Raw genomic sequence first — 19,534 nt, 5'->3', positions numbered from 1 at the left:
TGTGCCAGCCTCCGGAGGGAGACCCCTCCAAGACGAGGGGCGCCCCGGGAGCTGGTGTGTTCCGGGGGCGCCCTTCGTCGTGCGGGTGTCCGTCGTGGCGCGTGACTCAGATCCGGACCTGTACGGCGCCGGAGAGGCGGTCGTGGAGGCCTCGGCCGTCGCGGTCCCAGATGAGGGCCGGGATGGCGAGGCAGACGAGGAGGCTGCGGAGCACGACCCGGAGGAGGCCGAGTCGGCCGCCGTTCACCGAGGCGACCCGGAGGCCGAAGAGCCGCTTGCCGGGGGTGGAGCCGACGGTTCCGACCGTCAGCACGCTCAGGACGAGCAGGATGACCAGCGCCCAGTTCCCGGTCGCCTGGCTGTAGCCGTCGGTGACGAGGCCGTATGCGATCACCATGCAGAGGGCCCAGTCGACGGCCAGGGCGCCCATCCGGCGGCCGGGGCGGGCGATCGAACCGGGGCCCTCCTCGGGGAGCCCGAGCTGCTGACCGCGGTAACCGAAGTCGACACCTGCGTCCTCGGCCGCCGCGCGGGGGCCGGACAGCCATGATCCGAGTGCTTGCCTGTTGTCCACGCGACAACGGTACTGCGCCCGTTTTTGATCACTTCGGCCCGGGTCGCCGAGGGGCGTCGAGAAGCGGAGGGGCACCCGGGCCGGTTAACTTGGGTGAAACAAATGGGTCATGCTTGAGAAATCCCGTCTGCCTATGGTCGGGTCCAGCGTGTGCCACCGCACTGGCCGCACGACCGAGTTGCAACCCCGCCCCTCCCCGGGCCGGGAGTAGGAGGAGTTGGATGTTCCAGAACGCCGACGAGGCCAAGAAGTTCATCAAGGACAACGACGTCAAGATGGTCGACGTCCGTTTCTGTGACCTTCCGGGAGTGATGCAGCACTTCACGATCCCGGCGACGGCGTTCGACCCGGCCGACGAGCTGGCCTTCGACGGCTCGTCGATCCGCGGCTTCCAGGCCATCCACGAGTCCGACATGGCGCTGCGCGCCGACCTGTCGACGGCCCGCCTGGACCCCTTCCGCCGCGACAAGACGCTGAACATCAACTTCTTCATCCACGACCCGATCACGGGCGAGCAGTACAGCCGTGACCCGCGCAACATCGCGAAGAAGGCCGAGGCGTACCTCGCCTCCACCGGCATCGCCGACACCGCGTACTTCGGCCCCGAGGCCGAGTTCTACGTCTTCGACTCGGTGCGCTTCAACACCACCGCCAACGAGGGCTTCTACCACATCGACTCCGAGGCCGGCGCCTGGAACACGGGGGCGATCGAGGACAACCGCGGGTACAAGGTCCGCTACAAGGGCGGCTACTTCCCGGCCCCGCCGGTCGACCACTTCGCCGACCTGCGCGCGGAGATCTCCCTGGAGCTGGAGAACGTCGGCCTCCAGGTCGAGCGCCAGCACCACGAGGTCGGCACCGCCGGCCAGGCCGAGATCAACTACAAGTTCAACACGCTGCTGGCCGCGGCCGACGACCTGATGCTCTTCAAGTACATCGTGAAGAACGTCGCCTGGCGCAACGGCAAGACCGCGACTTTCATGCCGAAGCCGATCTTCGGCGACAACGGCTCGGGCATGCACGTCCACCAGTCGCTCTGGTCGAACGGCGACCCGCTCTTCTACGACGAGCAGGGCTACGCGGGCCTGTCGGACACCGCCCGCTACTACATCGGCGGCATCCTGAAGCACGCCCCGTCGCTGCTGGCCTTCACCAACCCGACGGTGAACTCGTACCACCGCCTGGTGCCCGGCTTCGAGGCCCCGGTCAACATGGTCTACTCGCAGCGCAACCGCTCCGCGGCCATGCGTATCCCGATCACGGGCTCGAACCCGAAGGCCAAGCGCGTCGAGTTCCGCGCGCCGGACCCGTCCTCGAACCCGTACCTCGCCTTCTCGGCGCTGCTGCTCGCGGGCCTCGACGGCATCAAGAACAAGATCGAGCCGGCCGAGCCGATCGACAAGGACCTGTACGAGCTGGCTCCCGAGGAGCACGCGAACGTCCAGCAGGTCCCGACCTCCCTCCCGGCGGTCCTGGACGCCCTGGAGGCGGACAACGAGTACCTGCAGGCCGGCGGTGTCTTCACCTCCGACCTGATCGAGACCTGGATCGACTACAAGCGCACGCACGAGATCGCCCCGATCCAGCTGCGCCCGCACCCGCACGAGTTCGAGCTCTACTTCGACCTCTAAAGAGCGGTGTCGGGTGACCTGGGCTGTAGCCCTGGAAACAGGCCGTGACCTGCGAAAACTCTTCTCATTAGTTCTCACTGTCACCGCTTGTCTTCCGCCCCTTTGCGCACCGAGTGTGCACCGCCCGGCCACGTGATGCCAGAACGCTGCGAGGGCCGCTACCCCATAGTCGGGGTAGCGGCCCTCGCTGGCCTGTCCGGCTCGGACCACAGGCCCACTACTCGCCCCGGCACCAGAACTGGCGGAAGGACGCCACATGCTCCCGACAGGCCAGATCCGGGCGCTCCTGAGGGAGCACGACGACCCCCGGCACCTGGAACGCCCTGCGGACTTCGACAAGGGGGCTGCGCTGGACTGTTACACCCGCTTGGTGAGCACTCTTGAGGAACGCTTCGGGCCGTCCTGCTCAAGTGGCCTGGGTCAGGACGCCAGTTTCTGCGGTGTCATCGATGTCCCAGCGGACGCGACGGGCTTCGGCCTTCCCATGAGCGTCGCGATGAGCAACTTCGGCAACTACTTCGTCGCCGCATCAATCAGAGTCGGTGAGGGTGTCCCCAGAGGGGAGACACGCCCGCCCGAGGACTTCGTGACGTGGCTCGACGATGTCTGCACGGCATTGGGATGCACTTTCGTCCCAAACGAGCTGCTTCGTGAGCCGTACGACGGGCCGTCGGCACTGCTGGCGGCAGCGGACCTGGAGCTGGCGGCGGCGCTCGTGGCCGCAGGTTTGGCCAAGGCCGATGAAGCCAACGAAGAGTCGGGCAAGTCGGACTGGCATGACCGGTACTTCGAGTACATGTGAGATAGCTGAGGCTCCGTCGGTCACCGGAGATACTGCCTGCGGCGACCTGCGCGCTCGCTCCCCCTACGTCATGACGGGCCAAGAGGACGGCTTCGCGCACAGCATCGCAGAGAGCACCCGTACGCCGCCTGGTGTGGCCGCACCCGTCTCCAGCGGATGAGCGACGATGTTCGGCTGGCAGACGGGGAGCACCGCGCGCATCCGTCGCGATGATCGGCACTCGCAGGCTCGCCGGGTGGGGCTGATGCGAGGATGATCCTCCACTACCTGGGGGTTCCAACCATATGTCCGGTTCGCTGACTATCCGTCGCATACTCGGGGACCACCCCTTCGCCGAGATCGGCACGCCCTCGGCCGTGGCTGTCAACGAGGAGCGTGGCCTCGTCGCTGTGGGCGGCGACCTGGGGTACCTGCAGTGGTCCGGGTGCGGGTCCGCCAAGAACCGGTGGCGGCCGTACCGGGTGGGAATCTATGACACGGGGGATCTGCGGTGCCGGTGGGTCCTGGAGTCCCGGTGGCCCGTGCATTGCTTTGCCTTCCATCCGACTCTGCCGGTCGTGGCCGTCGGGACCGGGGCGTATGACGGGGGTTACGCCTTCGAGGGTGAACTGCTGATCCTCGATCTGAGGTCGGGCCGATCGACCTCGGTGATACGTGGGGCACGTGAGGTGTTGCACGTGGGGTGGGACAGCGAGCGGGATTTGCGACTCGTGGTGGCTCCGCCTGACGACTACGACTTCGACGAGGCACATGCACACGGGTTCGCCGTGGTCGTCGACCGGTTCGACTGGAGCAATGTCGCGCGCGGCTCGGTACAGCAGGAAGAGCTGTGCGGGCAGTGGGTCGAGTTCGAGCGACCCGCAATGGAGGAAGCGGCCAATCAGGGCATCGAGTCACTCGCAGGGTTGGCCGGGGAACCGGGGTGGGAGCCGCGCCGACAGGTGTGGGACGTACAGGGGCTGCGGGACGGGCGGGTACTTGCCTGCTCGGACGGTGTGCTGGCCGAGGCGTGGCTGCCCGACGGGCGTCTGGAGTGGCGTGTCCCGGACGAGGAAGGCGGGCGGCAACTCGCGGTCCGGGCCGGTCAGCGCGACGCCTGGGTCAACGTGGAACGGCGGCGAGTGCGCTGGGTGGGCCGGGAACGGGTGACCGAGCCACCGCTCGTCGCCCGGGTGTCCCTCGAGGACGGGAGGGTACTCGACTCCCTCCGTCTCGACACCTCCGTCACACTCACCACGCGCGACGACGGCTGGCTGGCACTCCGCACCACGGCCTGGGACCGGCGCCACCCGGAGTCGGCCGCCCTGATCCGGCCCGCGGGCGAAGCCCCCGACGTGCGAGTGCCGCTTGGGGGATTCGACCGCTTCAACCACGCCTTTCCGATCCGCCACTGCAGGCAACTGCTCTTCCTCCAGGGCAAGGAGCGCGAGCCATGGCGGGACAAGTGGGTGGTTGCCGTCGATCCGGCCGGCCCGGACGGTGAGCCCTCGGTCCGACAGCTGTTCCCCCTTGACTGGGACGCCAAGCGCGCCGGGCACCTCTTCGGCGGGCCCGGCATCGAGGTCGGCAGTGCGGAGAACCGCGACTTGGTGCACGCGGGGGCCGTGCACGACGGTGCCGGCCTGTTGCCCGGCAACGCCTTCGTCGTACGGCGGAGCCTGGGGGACGGAGCTGCGCGCTGGGTGTGCACCGCCGACTTCCCGGCCACCGCCCTGGACGGGGACGACGATACGGTCTACGTCGCCTTCAACTCCGGCGAGCTGGTGGCCCTGCGCACCTCGGACGGGGCCGTGCGGTGGCGGCAGCAACTGGAAGTCGGCGGCCAGCCCGTTGTGCCGCTGTCGCTCACACTTACCGAGGCGGGGCGGCTGCTGATCGGCACCGTGGACGGGCGGATCCTCGACTGTTCCGTGGCCGCCCCAGCGGGCCAGTAGCCGAGTCCGGCTGTTCGGTGGTCGGCTCGACGCCGGGCGCCGTCAGAATGAAGCGCCGTCCCCTCCGCTCCCCCCCACAAGTGCACCGATGGTGCACCGTGCATGCCCAAGCAGCCACATGTCAGCAGGTCAGCAGGTTTGCCCACCTCTACTTCGACCTCTGGGATCGCGGGCCGGTCGAGCGATCGGCCGAAGCGCTGAACGACAGTGAGGGCCGCCACCCCGGATCGGGGGTGGCGGCCCTCACCTCTGTCCGGGAGCCGGACGGCGGGTCGGGGTCAGCGGCCGTAGCGGATCAGTGCGCGGACCATGTGGCAGGTGGTGTCCGAGGGCGGGTGGATGCCGAGCAGCTCGGCCGTGGTGCGTATCTTCGCGTTCCCCGCCTTCGCGGGGTCGTGCACACCCGCGTCGAGGAGGACGATCGCGAGGCGCATGGCCTTCAGGCGGCGGTTGTGCGTGATGTACCACTCGCGGGGGCGGCCGGCGGGGAGCGGCTGCTTCCGGAGGGGCTTCCAGGGTTCGAGGGACGGCTTCCGGATCATGGCTGTGGCCACGGGCGACCTCCTGACGAACGGTGGGTGCGGGCCCTCCCCGGGACCCTCACCTTCACCCACGATTTTACTGCCCCCCACTGACAATCGCCCCTGGCCAGAGGGGGTTTGGGGGGTGGTGGGAGGAGGCCGGGGGGGTACCGTGGGGCGCATGGAGATCTGGATCAATCCCGCCTGTTCCAAGTGCCGCAGCGCGATCGGCCTGCTCGACGCGGAGGGCGCCGAGTACACGGTGCGCCGCTACCTGGAGGACGTGCCGAGCCCGGACGAGATCCGGGCCGTCCTGGAGCGGCTGGGCCTCGAACCGTGGGACATCACGCGGACCGGGGAGACCGTCGCCAAGGAGCTGGAGCTGAAGGACTGGCCCCGGGACGAGGCGAACCGGGACCGCTGGGTGGAGGCTCTCGCCGCGCACCCCAAGCTCATCCAGCGCCCGATCATCACGGCGCAGGACGGCACGGCGGTGGTGGGCCGCACCGAGGAGGCCGTACGGGCCGCCATGTCCCGCTGACGTCCCGACGCCGCACCCCTCACGCCGGCGCGAGGAAGGCCGCGATCCGGTCGTGTGTCTCCGGCGGGCACCCCAACGGCAAGGTGTGGTGCGTGGCCCCGGGCACCGTCGCCGTCTCCAGGTGGGGAACCGCCGCCCGCGCCCTGGCCGCCACCCTCGCGGTGCCGTGGGCGCGGCTGCGCTCGGCGAGGAGCAGCAGCGTCGGCGGCTCGAGGGCGCCGAGCTCGGCGGGGGTGGGGCGCGGCCCGGTGACCGGACGGGCGGTCGGGAACTCCGCGGCCAGCGCGTACAGATCCCGCCATGCCGGGTCGAGTTCCGCCCCGCCGGTCTCCCAGCGCAGGAAGGCGTCGTTGCGGGCGGGGGTGGGGCTCAGCAGTACCGGCAGGGCACGGAGCAGATAGCGCGGGCCGAAGCCGGTGAAGCAGTTGGTGGGGTCGAGGAGGGCGAGCCGGTCGACGCGGGCGGGGGCCGCAAGGGCGTACCGGAGCGCGATCCAGCCGCCGTAGGAGTGGCCCACGAGGCCGGCGGTGCGCAGTCCCAGGGCGTCGAGGAGGGTACCGAGCCAGGCCGTCAGGTCGTCGGCCGTACGGAGGGGGTTGCCGTCCCCCGGGACGCTGCGGCCGGGCTCGCCGACGAGGTCGACGGCGTGGACGCGGTGGACCCGGCCGAGCGCGGCGGCCGTGGCGTACCAGCAGGTGGCCGTGGCGCCGCCGCCCGGCAGCAGGAGGACGGGCGGGGCGTCCTCGGGGCCATGGCTGATCAGATGGGTCGCGCCGTACGCCGTGGCGTGCGTTGACGTGGTGGTTCCGGCGGGCCAGCGGGCGAGGACCGCGTCGTAGGCGGCGAGGAAGTCCTGGGAGACGGCTGCGGACATGACGAATTCCTCTCGCTCGGCAATAATCTCGCTGAACGAGAGGATAGAAGAGAGGGAGCGGCAGTGACAGACTCACCGGAGCTGCGGATCTTCCATCTGCTGCGCGCGGTCACGGTCGAACTCGGCCTGCGGCAGAGCGAGTTCGCGGAGCACCACGGTATGCACCCCACGGACGTCCGCGCCCTGATCTGCCTGCTCGACGCCGAACGCGCGGGGACGGACGCGAGCGCGGGATGGCTCGGGGCGCAGCTCGGCCTCAACTCCGCCGGGACGACCGGCGTCATCGACCGCCTCGAACGCCTCGGTCATGTCGCCCGCTTCCGGGACGACCGCGACCGGCGCCGCGTGCTGCTGCGGGTCGAGGAGCGGGCGAAGGAACTGGGCCGCGCGTCCTTCGGGCCCGTGATCGACGGAACGGTGGCGCTGTTGCGGGAGTTCGACGAGGGCGAGGTCGACGCCGTACGGCGATTCCTGACAGGCGTACGGGAGATCGTGGCCGAGGAAGGTCCGGGGCCGGGACGCCGGTAGCGGGAGCGCCACGGTCCGGACGTGCCAGGCGACGGCCGACGGCCCTCGCCCTCGGCTCCCCCGGCTCCGCGAGGCGCTTGAGCGTTGAGCAGAACCGGTCTGCTCCTCGTATCTGACACCACAGGAACCGACAGGAAACGAACGGAGCCTCACGTGTCACGCAGGAAAACGCTCAGCCGGAAGAAGAAGATCGCGCTGATCGCCAGTGCCCTCGTGCTCGCCGGGGGGACGGCGGTGGTGCTGACCGGTACGAGTCAGGCGTCCGTGGCCTGCGACGGCCTGACCACGGCGCTCGCGAACAACGAGCGGTTCATCGCGGACCAGCGGGCCAACCCGGACGCGCAGTCACAGGCACGGATCGCCAACCGGGAAGCGGTGATCGCCCAGATCCGGCGCCAACAGGCGGCTTCGGGGTGCGGCGGCGATACGGAGGCGGCTCCCCCGGCCGCCCCCGCCCCCGCCGCCCCGGTCACACAGCCCGCACCAACCCAGGCGCAGCCCGCCCCGCCCGCGGATGGCGGCGACGGCGGCGGCTCCGGGGATGTCGTCTGCGCCGGATCGACCGTCACGCTCTCCGGCGAGGCGGGTGCCCCGGCCGCGTCCAGCAACCAGTTCCCGCTCGGCACACGCCTCAAGGTGACCAACCTCGACAACGCCAAGTCGACCACCGTCGAGGTCACCTCCACCTCCGGCAGCTGTGTCCTGCTCAACGACGCGGCCTTCGAGCAGGTCCGTGAGCCCGGCAAGTTCCTGATCCGCAAGGCCCGGATCGAGCGCGTGGGCTGAGGCCGCCACGCCGTCAGGCGGCGGGCTCCCTCCCCGGGCCCGCCGTCTGCTCCGCGAGCGTCAGGATCTCCGTGATCCGCGCGCCGAAGCGGGCGTCGCAGGCGTGCGGCACCCCCGTCCTGGCCGACTCCAGGAGCGCGTCGACCGCCCGGCCGAAGGCCCCCGTCGCGCCGTCCCATGCCGGCAGTGCCGCCCGGCCCCGCTTCCCGTGCAGCGTGAGCGCGGCCTCCGCCGCCTCCGCCGGGGCGGAGAGGGTCAGCGTCGCCGTGCTGCTCGCGCCCGACGCGTGGCGCAGGACCAGGTGGTGCGTGTCCGCAGGACCCCGTACGGCCGTCACGTCGGTGACGTCGCCCAGCACCGGGAGGTACACGGAGAGCACATGCGGGCCGACGTCCCAGAGGCCGCCCTTCTCGCGCCGCCACGGCGAGGCCGCGTACGCGCTCTGCGATCCCGGACCGTACAGCGAGCCCAGCCAGTGCGCCTCGCCGAGGAACCAGCCGCCCGCGGCGGCCTGTTCGTCGATCCAGCGGGCCGTGGGCTCGGCGAAGCGGAGCGTGCAGAAGACCACGGACGCGACCTCCGCCAGCTCGCACCCCTCGGCGACGTCCCGGGCGGCCCCGACCGACGTGGCCACCGGCTTGTCCAGGAGCAGGTGGCAGCCCATGGCGGCGGCCCGGACGGCGAGCGGGGCCTGGACGTCCGGGGGGAGGGCGAAGGCTATGGCGTCGCTCACCTCAAGGAGGTCCTCGACATCGTCGTACGCGGTCGTGCCGAAGGCGGTGGCCAGTTCCGCGGCCGCCTCGGGCCGTCTGCCCCACACCCCGACGAACTCGACGCCGTCGTGCGCGGCGAGCGCGGGCGCGTGGGTCCGCGCGGCCCAGGGGCCGGTGCCGAGCAGTCCGATACGGGCCTTCGCGCCCAGGTGCGTGGTCATGCCCCCAGTCTGCCGGTCGCCACCGACACCGGGCCCGCAAATCCACTGGCGGCCCTCCCCTCCCCCGGTGTTACGTTTCCTCCGCCGGCCGCGGGACTCCGGTGCGACTTCCGGGGCCTGCCTATGAAGCAACGTTTTCGCTGTTCGCGCCCCCATTCCCCGGCCGGCACCCGTGTCACCGCGAGGGAAGCCATGACCACGCCGACGGAGACGATCTCCGACCTCATCGCCGCCGAGGACCTGCTGCTCTTCGTCAACGCGGCCGTCACCGCCACCGGTCAGGGGGAGTTCCGCTCGTCCGCCGGCGAGCAGCGGCTCTCGCTCGCGTTCCTGCACGAGTACGTCCGGGTCAACTACCGGCCCGTGTACGCCGCCGCGCTCGCGCTCGACATCAACGACCACAACGCGTCGACCATCGTCGAACAGCTGCTGCGCACCGCCGACGACGCCGGTGGGCCGGCCGGGAAGCGCGCGGAGGGGCGGCTGATCGCCGCCCGGCTCGCGCGCATGCCTCCGCAGCGGGTCTACCGGCTCTTCCGCGCCCTGCGCGCCGCCAAGGTCAACAACCGGCGCACACGCGCGATCGTCCGCGACTGGCTGGCCGGCCGAGCCGACCTCGGCCACGACGCGGGGAAGTACCGCGCCGGTCGGAAGACCGGCGCCCGCCACGCCCATCTGCCGCTCGCCGCGGCCGAGTGGGGGGACTTCCTCTTCGCGCCCGGTCGCCGGGTCCGCTACGAGCATCCGTACCTGGACGCCTACCGCCGCGCGCACTACGAGCAGGGAGCCCTGTACGAGCTGCCGTTCACCGTCGCCGAGGGGTTCGCGGCGAAGCACGGCGTACCGCGCGACGTGTTCCTGGAGCGGATCGCTCCCAGGATGACCCGGCTGGAGCGGCTGCGGACGGAGCGCGCGAGCGATCTGACCGTGATGCCGCTGACGCGGCTCGCGCTCTACGTCCTCTCCCTCCCCTTCGGAGAGAGGACGGAACGGCGAGCCGAGCTGACAGCCGCGCTCCGGGCGGCCGCGCTCCGGGTCGCGGGGCCGTACGCCGGGACCTGGGGCCGGGTCGCGGCGGTCCTCGACGACAGCTACTCCGCCTCCGGTTCGTCCGTGAAGCGGCGCCGCCCCCTGGCGGTCGCCCTCGGCTGCCACTTCCTCCTCGACGCGCTCGCCGCGCCGGGGGCCTACGCGGCGCACTGGACCTCGGGCGCCACCGATCCGCTTCTCGTACGGCCCTGGGGGCCGACCCCGCTCGGGGCGCGGATCCTGGACGCCCTCGAGGGCCCCGCCCCCGACCGTCTGGTGATCGTCTCGGACGGCTGGGACAACGCTCCGCCCGGCCTCGCGGGTGAGGTGCTCCGCGTCTGGCGGACGCGCCTCGACCCGGGGCGCCGAACGAGCGCGGTCCACGTGAACCCCGTATACGACGCGGCCGGTCTCGACGTGCGCCGACTCACGCCTGGCGTGCCGACCGCGGGGATCAGGGACGCGGAGGATCTGGCGGCGCTGGTGGAGATCGCCCAGTTCGCCGAGGGGCGGACGGGGCTCGCGGAGCTGCGTGCCTATCTGGACCGCAGGGTGGAGCTGTTTCTGCAGGGGGTGCCGCGATGACCCGGATCGATCTGACCGGTCTCGACGTCCGGCCGGCGCAGGTGTGGGGCGGTGTCCGGCTCGTGCCGCTGGTGAGGGCCGAGCCCGTGGAGGGGCTGCGGCTCCACCCTGAGGTGTACGGGGCGGGCGGAACGGTCGAACTCGGGGACCGTACGACATACACCTCGTACATCCCGCACGGCTTCGTCGCGGACTGGTCCGGGGACGAGCGGGAGTCGGCCGCGTACGGCACCCGGCTCGGGGACGACACGGCCGCCGGCGGGCCGGGGCCGGATGTCGTTCCGGTGCGCCGTCACCACCGGCTCGCCAAGCGCCGGCACACCCACGGGCGGGCGGAGAAGCGGCTGCGCTTCCTGCCTCTGCACCTCGCCCTGGAGGGGTATCTGGCGCTCCACTTCGGCGGCCCGTCCGTCGTATGGGACGAGTGGTCCCAGCAGGCGGTACGGCAGGGTCTGTCGCCGCGCGCCGAGGCGGCGTACGCGGGGTGGGATGTCCCGGGGCTGGCGGAGGCGCTGCGGGTGTTCGAGATCCACCCGGGGCAGTGCGGACTCATGCTGTACGTCGCCGACTCCTTGGCCGCCGCCTTCGTCGTCCCCCACCCCGAGGACTTCTCCGTCCTCCACCCGACCTTGATCGAGGACCTCTACGGGGAGCTGATCCACCAGTACGCGTACTACGGCGCCCCGGTACCGGAGTTCACGGCGCGCATCCGGAACGAGGCGGGCTCCGTCCGTACGTTCGCGGATCTGCGGGCGGCGGCCCGGGCGCAGGAGCGGTCCTGGGCGGAGGCCCACGACGGGCTGATGGCGCGGGATCTGCTTGAGCCGCCTTACACCTTCGAGCGGGTACACCGGATGGATTCCTACGATCTGTATCGTTTCCTTCCCCCGTTCCGGCGGGCGGGTGAGGAACAGCACATCGGCGAACTGATCGCCGACCGCAAGGGCAGGACGCTCTACCTGAAGACCTTCCGTCTCTCCGAGAGCCGGATCAGACGGGGTCACCTGCTCCGGTGCCTGGCGGACGCGGACTGGCACCTGGGCCGTACGGCGGAGGCACTGGGTGCGACGTACGCCGAGCTCGTACGGCGCGTCAGAGCCGCCGGGCTCGGCTCGCTCCTCGACGCCCACGTCGTCGCACAGCGAATCCGCGAGGACCGGGAAAGGTGAGTAACACGGGGTTCACAAACGGGCAACGGGCGGGAAATCCCGTGTTGCCAAGCTGCGCGCAGACACACCACGCAGCTCTCGCAGCGTCGCGAGCCGCAGCACTCCCCATGTCCCGCGGGCGCGGGGGACCCCCAGCAGCAGCACGCCAAAGGATTGAGACCCGTGACCTTCAAGGCTGAGTACATCTGGATCGACGGCACCGAGCCGACCGCGAAGCTTCGCTCCAAGACGAAGATCATGCCGGGTACGGGCGCCGCCCTGGAGGAGCTGCCGATCTGGGGCTTCGACGGATCCAGCACGAACCAGGCCAAGGGCCACGCCTCGGACCGTGTCCTCAAGCCGGTCTTCGTCTGCCCGGACCCGATCCGCGGCGGTGCCGACATCCTCGTGATGTGCGAGGTCCTCAACACGGACATGACGCCGCACGAGTCCAACACGCGTGCCGCGCTGGCCGAGGTCTACGCGAAGTACGCCGCCCAGGAGCCGATCTTCGGCATCGAGCAGGAGTACACCTTCTTCGACGGCGAGCGTCCGCTCGGCTTCCCCGTCGGCGGCTTCCCGGCCCCGCAGGGTGGCTACTACTGCGGTGTCGGTGCCGACGAGATCTTCGGCCGTGACATCGTCGAGGCGCACCTGGAGAACTGCCTCAAGGCGGGTCTGGGCATCTCCGGCATCAACGCCGAGGTCATGCCGGGCCAGTGGGAGTTCCAGGTCGGCCCGCTCGCGCCGCTGGAGGTCGCGGACCAGCTGTGGGTGGCGCGCTGGCTGCTCTACCGCACGGCCGAGGACTTCAAGGTCTCGGCGACGCTGGACCCGAAGCCGGTGAAGGGTGACTGGAACGGCGCGGGCGCGCACACCAACTTCTCGACGAAGGCCATGCGCGAGGGCTACGACGCGATCATCACCGCGTGCGAGTCCCTGGGCGAGGGCTCGAAGCCGCTCGACCACGTCAAGAACTACGGCGCCGGCATCGACGACCGCCTGACGGGTCTGCACGAGACCGCCCCGTGGGACAAGTACTCCTACGGCGTCTCCGACCGCGGCGCCTCGGTCCGTATCCCGTGGCAGGTCGAGCAGGACCAGAAGGGCTACATCGAGGACCGTCGCCCGAACGCGAACGTGGACCCGTACACGGTGACCCGCCTGCTGGTGGACACCTGCTGCGAGGCCCTGGAGAAGGCCGGCCAGGTCTGATCCACCCCGCTCTCCCCGAAGGGGCGCCCGCCGACGACCGGCGGGCGCCCCTTCGGCGTCGGCCTCCCGCGGACCGACGTGGACCCCGGGGCGCGCGCGGGTCGCGGACTTCCCTCGGTCCGCGCGCGGGTCGCGGACTTCCTCCGGGGCGCATGCGGGTCGCGGACTTCCTGCCGCCCGGTGCCACGCTGGGCGCCGACCCGCCACACGATCCAGACCGTGCGGCGGGTCGGCTACTCGTACACCCTCTGATCAGGCCGTTCGCGACCCCTGGGACCTCGCCCGCGCCCTGGCCACCAGCCCGAGGGCGAGGTCCACGAGCAGGAACGCCACCAGGCTGAGCCCCAGCATCGGGACGAACCAGCCCACGACCGCCGTCGCCGCGAGCAGCGGCAGCAGCATGGTCGGCGGGATCTTCCGCCACGTGCCTCGCGCCACCGGACGCCCGGGGCGGCGCGGCCACCACATCCGGTAGCCCCAGACGATCAGCAGGATGAGCGCGAGGGCGAGGGCGGCGAGCGCCAGCTGGTTGACCAGGCCGAAGGTCACGCCCATGTGCATGTCGATGCCGAAGCGGGTCAGCTGGGCGAGCACCGGGTAGTCGGCGAACCGGAGTTCGTCCATGACCGTGCCGTCGGCCGGGTTCACCGCCACCGAGTCCAGGTGGACCGGGAACTGCGTGTCGGTCTCCTTGACGACGTAGCCCGTGCCCTCGGCGGGCAGGACGACCGACATCCTGCCCTCGATGCCCTTCGCGCGGGCCGCCTCGACCACCGCGTCGATGCCGACGTCCGGGCCCGTTGCGGCCGGGGCCTCGTGGCCGGCGCCGTGGCCCGCGTGCTCCGACGAGCCGTCGGCGGCGGCGCCTTCGAGGGTGGCGGAGACGGTCGGGGTGGCTCCGCCGAGCTGGTCCTGGACCGCGCCGATGTTCTCGCCGGCGTACCGCGACCAGGTGAGACCGGTGGCGGAGAGCATGACCAGACCGGCCACCGCCCACAGACCGACCGTGCCGTGCCAGGACAGGGTGCGTCGGCGGGACTTCGGGCCGCGCTCGGGGACGAAGAGGGCGCGGCGGTTCTTCGTGCGGCGGCCTATCCAGAGGAGCAGTCCGCCGAGGGCTGTCACCCACAGCCAGCTGGCGGCCAGCTCGCTGTAGTTGCGGCCGAGGTCGCCCAGGTGCAGATCGCGGTGGAGTCCGTCGATCCAGGTGCGCAGCGGCAGCGCGCCGGAGCTGCCGTAGCTGGGGAGCTGTCCCCGTACCTCGGCGGTGTACGGGTCGACGAAGACGGCGAGGGACGTGCCCTCCTCGACGTCCGGGTCGGCCATGAGGACACGGGTGGTCGCCCCGTCCTCGGCAGAGGGCCAGACGGCGGTGACGGTGCCGTCGGGGTTCGCCTCGGTGGCGGCGTGGACCTGCTGCGACAGCGGCAGGATCTCGTCTCCGACGGGGACTTCCAGCTCGTGCGCGTAGACGATCTCCTCGGCCTGGAAGGAGAGCGCGTAGAGCAGACCGCTCACGGCGGCGATCAGCAGGAAGGGGGCGATGACGACGCCGGCGTAGAAGTGCAGGCGCAGGACCAGGGGGCGCAGGGCGTTCCAGGTCCCCTTCGCCTCGCCGCTCCCGGCGGTCCTGCCGGGGGTGGTGGGTGGGGCCGTGTCCGGGCAGGCGGGATCGTCGATGGTCATGACTGTCCTCGGAGTTCGTGTCGACAGGGGGAATCGGCCCCCGGGTCAGACGTGGACTCCGAGGGCTGTGGCGCGGGGTACGGACAGCCGGGGCGGGCCGCGCCGGGAGAGGGTGTGCGCGAGGACGACGCCGTGCAGCCGGCGGGTGCGCGGGCGTGGACGTACGGGGTGCGGGAGTTCGGGTACGCGGGCGACGGCGAGGAGCAGCCGCAGCGGGGTGAACGCGAGCGCCCCGAAGGTCCGGGCGAGCGCGAACAGCGCGGCCTCGCCCCTGGCCAGCCAGAGGCCGCAGACGAGGGCGGCGAGGGTGTGTACGGCGAGCATCCCGGCGGTGGAGTGGCCGGTGGCGCCCTCCATGACCGAGGCCATGGCCGACGTCGTCGGCGGGTCCGTCGCCATGTGCCCCATGGCCGCGTGGTCGGCCGTCGCCATGGGGTCCGTCGCCGCGTGGTCCACGGCGCCGCCGTGCCGCTCGCCCGCCGAGAGGATCAGGTGCAGGCCCGCCTGAACGGCGGCGAGTCCGCCGGCGATCGTGAACGCGCCGCGACGGCGGCCGCCCGCCAGCCAGGCGAGAGAGGCCGTGCCGGCGAAGGCCGCGTACAGCGATCCCGGAGGGATCGAGTGCGCAGACATGGACGAATGCCCCACCGCGGCCAGTGTCACGCACACCGCCGCGAAGAGGGCGGCTCGCAGGGCGCGTACCGGTGAGCGGGCATCCGTCATGATCCGGCCATGGTGACATCCGCTCGCCCGGCGCGGGAGACCGCCTCCCGTTTCACCCGTGGAGGAATCGTTGGGCGCCCGCCGGTCCCCCGATGCACAGTCGTGGCATGAGACTTCTGATCTTGGGCGGTACCGAGTTCGTGGGGCGCGCGGTGGCCGAGACGGCGCTGGCGCGGGGCTGGGAGGTGACGGTCTTCCACCGCGGTCGCCACGAGCCCCCGGCCGGGGCCGTCTCGCTGATCGGCGACCGCACGGCCCCGGGCGGGCTGGCCGCGCTCGGCTCCGACGGAGAGTCCTCCTGGGACGCGGTCGTGGACACCTGGTCGGCGGCGCCCTCGGTCGTCCGCGACGCGGCCCGGCTGCTCGCGGACCGCGTGGACCGCTTCGTCTACGTGTCGAGCCGCTCGGTCTACGCCTGGCCGCAGACGGCGGGTCTGACCGAGGACGGGGCGCTGGTCGAGGGCTCGGCGGACGCCGGCGACGTGCCGTACGCCGAGGCCAAGCGGGGCGGCGAGCTGGCGGCCGTCGAGGCGTTCGGCCCGGCCCGCACCCTCTTCGTCCGCGCGGGGCTGATCATCGGCCCGTACGAGAACATCGGCCGGCTGCCGTGGTGGCTGGGGCGGATCGCCCGGGGCGGCCCGGTCCTCGCACCCGGACCGCGCGCGCTGCCGCTCCAGTACATCGACGTCCGCGACTTCGCCGAGTGGACGGCCGACGCCGCCGCGGCCGGCCTCTCGGGCGCGTACAACCTGGTCTCGCCGCCCGGACACACCACGACCGAAGAGCTGCTCGACGCCTGTGTGCGGGCGACCGGCTCGGACGCCGAACTGCGCTGGACCGACCCGGAGACGCTCCTCGCCGCCGGAGTCGAGCCGTGGTCCGATCTGCCGATCTGGATCCCGCCGGGCGAGCTGTACGAGGCGATGCACCGCGCCGACGTCTCCAAGGCGCTCGCGACCGGGCTGCGCTGCCGACCGGTGGCCGAGACGGTCGCGGACACCTGGGCCTGGCTCCGGTCGATCGGCGGGGCGGCCCCGCAGCGCGCGGACCGGCCGTCGGTGGGGCTCGCCCCGGAGCGGGAGGCGGCGCTCCTGTCGGACTGAGGTCCGTATCGATGGGGCTGAACGCAGGGGACCTGCCGTACGTATGAAGTCCCATGCGACGCACAAGAAAACGTTCGACACGCGCGAAACGAGCGGTGGCCGCCTCCGTCGCCCTGATTCTGGGCGGGGGCGGCCTGATCGCCGCCAATGTCTATGCCTCGGCCGGCCAGGGCTGGGGCGATCGGCCGCCGCCGCCCGACCGGCAGAACGCGGTCTCGACGATCGACTGTCCCGACGTCGGCGAGGAGCTGACCCGGGTACCGGATTCCTCGAGGACCGCGGTGGACCGCGAACTCGCCACGATGGACAGTCAGATCACCGTCGCGTACCAGCGCCTCGCCGACAACAAGGAGCGGGTGGAGAGCGACCCGGCCTTCGCCGAGCAGCAGATCCTGACCCCGCTCAGGAACGAGCGGCTCAACATCCTGCAGCGGATCCGGCAGATGGTCGGTCAGCAGCTCGACAGCCTCGCGCCGTGCACCCTGCGCGCGGACGACGAGGAGCCGGCCGGCGGGGACCAGGGCGGTGAGGGGGAGCCGGGGGAGCCCGGCGAGGAGGAGCAGGACCAGGGCCAGGCGGGGAACGGGCCCAAGGCCTCCGACTTCGTCGACATCACCACCGTGCAGCCGAACGTGACCCCCCCCAAGCAGCGCCGGGGCGCCTCGCGAGGCTCGTTCGTCACCAACTGCGGCACGAACCGGAACGGCAAGTTCAACCCGGACAACGTCATCGTCGCGCCGGGAGTGAGCAACGGCGCCCACCATATGCACGACTACGTCGGCAACCAGGCCAACGACGCCTTCGCCAGTGACCGCGACCTGGCCAGGGGCCGGACCACCTGCCGTAACCAGGGCGACCGTTCGACGTACTACTGGCCCGTGCTGCGCCTCCAGAACGGACAGGCGGAGGCCGACGCGAACGCGGACGGCGGCGGCAAGGACCAGAACGTGGGCGAGATCCAGACACCCGCCCAGGTCACCCTGAACTTCGTCGGCAGTCCGGTCTCCAAGGTCACCGCGATGCCCCGCTTCCTGCGGATCATCACGGGCGACGCCAAGGCCTTCACCAACGGCGACGCGAACGCCAACGCGTCCTGGTCCTGCACCGGTTTCGAGAACCGCCAGCTGAAGGACAAGTACCCGATCTGCCCCGAGGGCAGCAAGGTGGTGCGGACCTTCCGCTTCCAGAGCTGCTGGGACGGACAGAACACCGACAGCGCCAACCACCGCACCCATGTGGCCTTCGCCGACCCGGCCAGCGGGCGCTGCGGCAACGGCTTCCGGGCCATTCCGCAGCTCGTCCAGCGGATCGTCTACGACGTGCCGCCCGGCCCCGGTTTCGCCGTCGACTCCTTCCCCGAGCAGCTCCACAAGCCGATCACCGACCACGGCGACTTCATCAACGTCTTCGACCAGCGGCTGATGCGGAGGGTGGTGAGCTGCATCAACGAGGGGCGCCGCTGTTCCTAGTGGCCTCCGGATCCGTGTTCCGACCCGTGTTCCGACCCGTGCCCGGAACCGTGTTCCGACCCCTGCTCCGACCCGTCTCCGGAGGATTGCGACGCGTGCGGCGCGTGCGGCTCGGTGGTCTCGACCTGACCACCGAGCCGTTCGCGTACCTGCTTCACCGTGCCGGCGTCGGCGGACACGGTCCACTTACGGCCGACGAGATACGAACCGCCGTAGTCCTTCGACTCGTTGAGCCACTCGCGCTGCCCGCGGTCGGTCGCGAAGGTGGTGAGGATGTACGTCCCGTCGTCCGTCGCGCACTTCGCCTGGCGGAGCTCGGCCGCGTCCGTCTGGAGGTCGGGGTCGCAGCCGGCGCGCTCCGCGATCTGCTCCAGGGTGCCGCTCGCCTCCTCGGGCGCCTCCGCCTGCGACCGGCACCCCGTCACGGCGACCGTCGCCGCCAGAAGGGCCAGGGCCACCGTCGTCGTCGTTCGTCGCGTGCGCATCAGCATCCGCCCATCCTGCCCGCCCGGTCGCGCCGAGGTGACCGGAATCCGATCGGTTACGGTTTGGGGGGATATCTCCCGAGGACGTACCGATACGGAGTCGACGCCATGCCCGCCATCCCCGCCGCCACCGTCGCCAACCTCCGCGACCTGGGCACGCTCCCCCTCGGTGAGGGGCGCAGCGTCCGCTCGGGGCGGCTCTTCCGGTCCGCGCAGCTCGACCGGCTCGATCCGGCGGACACGGCGGTGGCCGCGCTCGGCATCCGTACCGTCGTCGACTTCCGTACGGCGCAGGAGCGGGCGGACCGGCCCGACCGGGTGCCGTCGGACGTGCGGCTGCTCGTCGCCGACGTGCTCGCCGACCATCTGGCCGCCAGCGGCCTGCCGCCCGCCGCCCGGCTGAAGACCCTGCTCACCAACCCGATGCTGGCCGAGCAGGCGCTCGGCGGGGGCCGGGCCCAGGAGGCCTTCGCCCGGACGTACCGGGCCTTCGTGTCGAGCGACTCCGCGCGCGTCGCCTACCGGGTGTTCCTCACCGCGCTGGGCGATCCGCGCGGCGGGCCGCTGCTCTTCCACTGCACGGCGGGCAAGGACCGCACGGGCTGGGCGGCGGCGGTGGTGCTGTCGCTGCTCGGCGCGGACGAGAAGACGGTCCTGGCGGAGTACCTGTCGGTCAATCCGGCGGTGCGGCAGGCGTTCGCGCCGATGATCGAGGGGTTCACGGCGCAGGGCGGCGATCCGGAGCTGGCGCTGACCCTGATCGGGGTCGTACCGGAGTATCTGGAGGCGGCGCTGGACGAGGTGGCGGTCCGGCACGGCTCGATGGAGCGGTACGTACGGGACGGCCTGGGCGTCCCCGACGAGGTGACGGCCGTGATCCGCGAGCGCCTGACGGTCTACGACGTCTGAGCCGCGACGCCACCCGGGGGCCGGCTCCGACCGCCGCCGGGCGGCCGTCCGCCGGGG

Annotated in this window: 19 protein-coding genes; 12 read left to right on the top strand and 7 right to left on the bottom strand. The window is 71.6% G+C overall.

Translation table 11 applies throughout. The features are described from left to right. Positions 1-106: 106 nt before the first annotated feature. Entirely contained in the window at positions 107-574 is a 468-nt protein-coding gene (locus ACFUJR_RS01830) for an RDD family protein (protein WP_383181002.1), read from the bottom strand. A gap of 221 nt (positions 575-795) precedes the next feature. On the opposite strand from ACFUJR_RS01830, the gene glnA reads away from it, so the two are divergent. The 3 genes from glnA to ACFUJR_RS01815 all read left to right on the top strand — a co-directional run bounded on the left by glnA (position 796) and on the right by ACFUJR_RS01815 (position 4,941). Next, the gene (gene glnA, locus ACFUJR_RS01825) at positions 796-2,205 is read left to right on the top strand and encodes a type I glutamate--ammonia ligase (RefSeq protein WP_361433289.1); all 1,410 of its coding nucleotides are present in this window, start codon (positions 796-798) and stop codon (positions 2,203-2,205) included. Positions 2,206-2,461: 256 nt separating this feature from the next. Next, positions 2,462-3,007, top strand: a complete 546-nt coding sequence (locus tag ACFUJR_RS01820; RefSeq protein ID WP_383180998.1) for a hypothetical protein — start codon at positions 2,462-2,464, stop codon at positions 3,005-3,007. Between the two features lie 677 nt (positions 3,008-3,684). After that, entirely contained in the window at positions 3,685-4,941 is a 1,257-nt protein-coding gene (locus tag ACFUJR_RS01815) for a hypothetical protein (RefSeq protein WP_383450183.1), read from the top strand. 278 nt (positions 4,942-5,219) lie between these two features. On the opposite strand, the gene ACFUJR_RS01810 is transcribed toward ACFUJR_RS01815, so the two are convergent. Beyond that, positions 5,220-5,483: a hypothetical protein gene (locus ACFUJR_RS01810; RefSeq protein ID WP_352191430.1), complete on the bottom strand. Its 264-nt coding sequence runs from the start codon at positions 5,481-5,483 to the stop codon at positions 5,220-5,222. A gap of 160 nt (positions 5,484-5,643) precedes the next feature. Between ACFUJR_RS01810 and ACFUJR_RS01805 the strand changes: the two genes are divergently transcribed. Continuing rightward, entirely contained in the window at positions 5,644-6,003 is a 360-nt protein-coding gene (locus ACFUJR_RS01805) for an arsenate reductase family protein (protein WP_383179970.1), read from the top strand. Positions 6,004-6,022: 19 nt separating this feature from the next. Here the strand turns inward: ACFUJR_RS01805 and ACFUJR_RS01800 are convergent, their stop codons facing one another. After that, positions 6,023-6,877, bottom strand: coding sequence for an alpha/beta fold hydrolase (locus tag ACFUJR_RS01800; protein WP_383179973.1), 855 nt, complete (start codon positions 6,875-6,877; stop codon positions 6,023-6,025). Between the two features lie 63 nt (positions 6,878-6,940). On the opposite strand from ACFUJR_RS01800, the gene ACFUJR_RS01795 reads away from it, so the two are divergent. Both ACFUJR_RS01795 and ACFUJR_RS01790 read left to right on the top strand, forming a co-directional pair. Then, positions 6,941-7,405: a MarR family transcriptional regulator gene (locus ACFUJR_RS01795; RefSeq protein ID WP_383179976.1), complete on the top strand. Its 465-nt coding sequence runs from the start codon at positions 6,941-6,943 to the stop codon at positions 7,403-7,405. 153 nt (positions 7,406-7,558) lie between these two features. After that, positions 7,559-8,191, top strand: a complete 633-nt coding sequence (locus tag ACFUJR_RS01790) for a hypothetical protein (RefSeq protein ID WP_383179979.1) — start codon at positions 7,559-7,561, stop codon at positions 8,189-8,191. 13 nt (positions 8,192-8,204) lie between these two features. Here ACFUJR_RS01790 and ACFUJR_RS01785 read toward each other — a convergent pair whose 3' ends face one another. Then, a complete protein-coding gene (locus ACFUJR_RS01785) occupies positions 8,205-9,125 on the bottom strand; it encodes a Gfo/Idh/MocA family protein (RefSeq protein WP_383179982.1) in 921 nt (306 codons plus the stop codon). Between the two features lie 192 nt (positions 9,126-9,317). On the opposite strand from ACFUJR_RS01785, the gene ACFUJR_RS01780 reads away from it, so the two are divergent. From ACFUJR_RS01780 to glnII, 3 genes are all read left to right on the top strand, one after another. Beyond that, positions 9,318-10,739: a hypothetical protein gene (locus ACFUJR_RS01780; protein WP_383450181.1), complete on the top strand. Its 1,422-nt coding sequence runs from the start codon at positions 9,318-9,320 to the stop codon at positions 10,737-10,739. Then, on the top strand, positions 10,736-11,908 hold the full coding sequence (locus ACFUJR_RS01775; protein ID WP_383179988.1) for a hypothetical protein: 1,173 nt from the start codon (positions 10,736-10,738) through the stop codon (positions 11,906-11,908). Before ACFUJR_RS01780 ends, ACFUJR_RS01775 begins: the two co-directional genes overlap by 4 nt. Before the next feature lie 162 nt (positions 11,909-12,070). Next, positions 12,071-13,102 (top strand): glutamine synthetase, encoded by a 1,032-nt coding sequence (gene glnII, locus ACFUJR_RS01770; RefSeq protein WP_383179991.1) that lies wholly within the window; start codon positions 12,071-12,073, stop codon positions 13,100-13,102. Between the two features lie 252 nt (positions 13,103-13,354). Here glnII and ACFUJR_RS01765 read toward each other — a convergent pair whose 3' ends face one another. Next, entirely contained in the window at positions 13,355-14,788 is a 1,434-nt protein-coding gene (locus tag ACFUJR_RS01765) for a PepSY-associated TM helix domain-containing protein (RefSeq protein ID WP_383175429.1), read from the bottom strand. A 45-nt stretch (positions 14,789-14,833) separates the two neighbouring features. After that, positions 14,834-15,511 carry a hypothetical protein gene (locus tag ACFUJR_RS01760; RefSeq protein ID WP_383175432.1) on the bottom strand — a complete coding sequence of 226 codons (678 nt, stop codon included), beginning with the start codon at positions 15,509-15,511 and terminating at the stop codon, positions 14,834-14,836. Positions 15,512-15,618: 107 nt separating this feature from the next. Between ACFUJR_RS01760 and ACFUJR_RS01755 the strand changes: the two genes are divergently transcribed. Together ACFUJR_RS01755 and ACFUJR_RS01750 are read left to right on the top strand one after the other, a co-directional pair. Then, positions 15,619-16,614, top strand: a complete 996-nt coding sequence (locus ACFUJR_RS01755; RefSeq protein WP_383175435.1) for an NAD-dependent epimerase/dehydratase family protein — start codon at positions 15,619-15,621, stop codon at positions 16,612-16,614. A 53-nt stretch (positions 16,615-16,667) separates the two neighbouring features. Then, positions 16,668-18,083, top strand: a complete 1,416-nt coding sequence (locus ACFUJR_RS01750) for a DUF1996 domain-containing protein (RefSeq protein ID WP_383175438.1) — start codon at positions 16,668-16,670, stop codon at positions 18,081-18,083. Here the strand turns inward: ACFUJR_RS01750 and ACFUJR_RS01745 are convergent. Beyond that, positions 18,080-18,568: a hypothetical protein gene (locus ACFUJR_RS01745; RefSeq protein WP_383175441.1), complete on the bottom strand. Its 489-nt coding sequence runs from the start codon at positions 18,566-18,568 to the stop codon at positions 18,080-18,082. The two genes, ACFUJR_RS01750 and ACFUJR_RS01745, sit on opposite strands and share 4 nt — an antisense overlap. A 108-nt stretch (positions 18,569-18,676) precedes the next feature. On the opposite strand from ACFUJR_RS01745, the gene ACFUJR_RS01740 reads away from it, so the two are divergent. After that, positions 18,677-19,477, top strand: coding sequence for a tyrosine-protein phosphatase (locus tag ACFUJR_RS01740; protein WP_383175444.1), 801 nt, complete (start codon positions 18,677-18,679; stop codon positions 19,475-19,477). The last annotated feature ends 57 nt before the right edge of the window (positions 19,478-19,534 follow it).

Source organism: Streptomyces sp. NPDC057271, assembly GCF_042668715.1.
In the GTDB taxonomy this organism is placed as follows: Bacteria; Actinomycetota; Actinomycetes; order Streptomycetales; family Streptomycetaceae; genus Streptomyces.
This window is presented reverse-complemented; position numbering and strand designations above follow the sequence as displayed.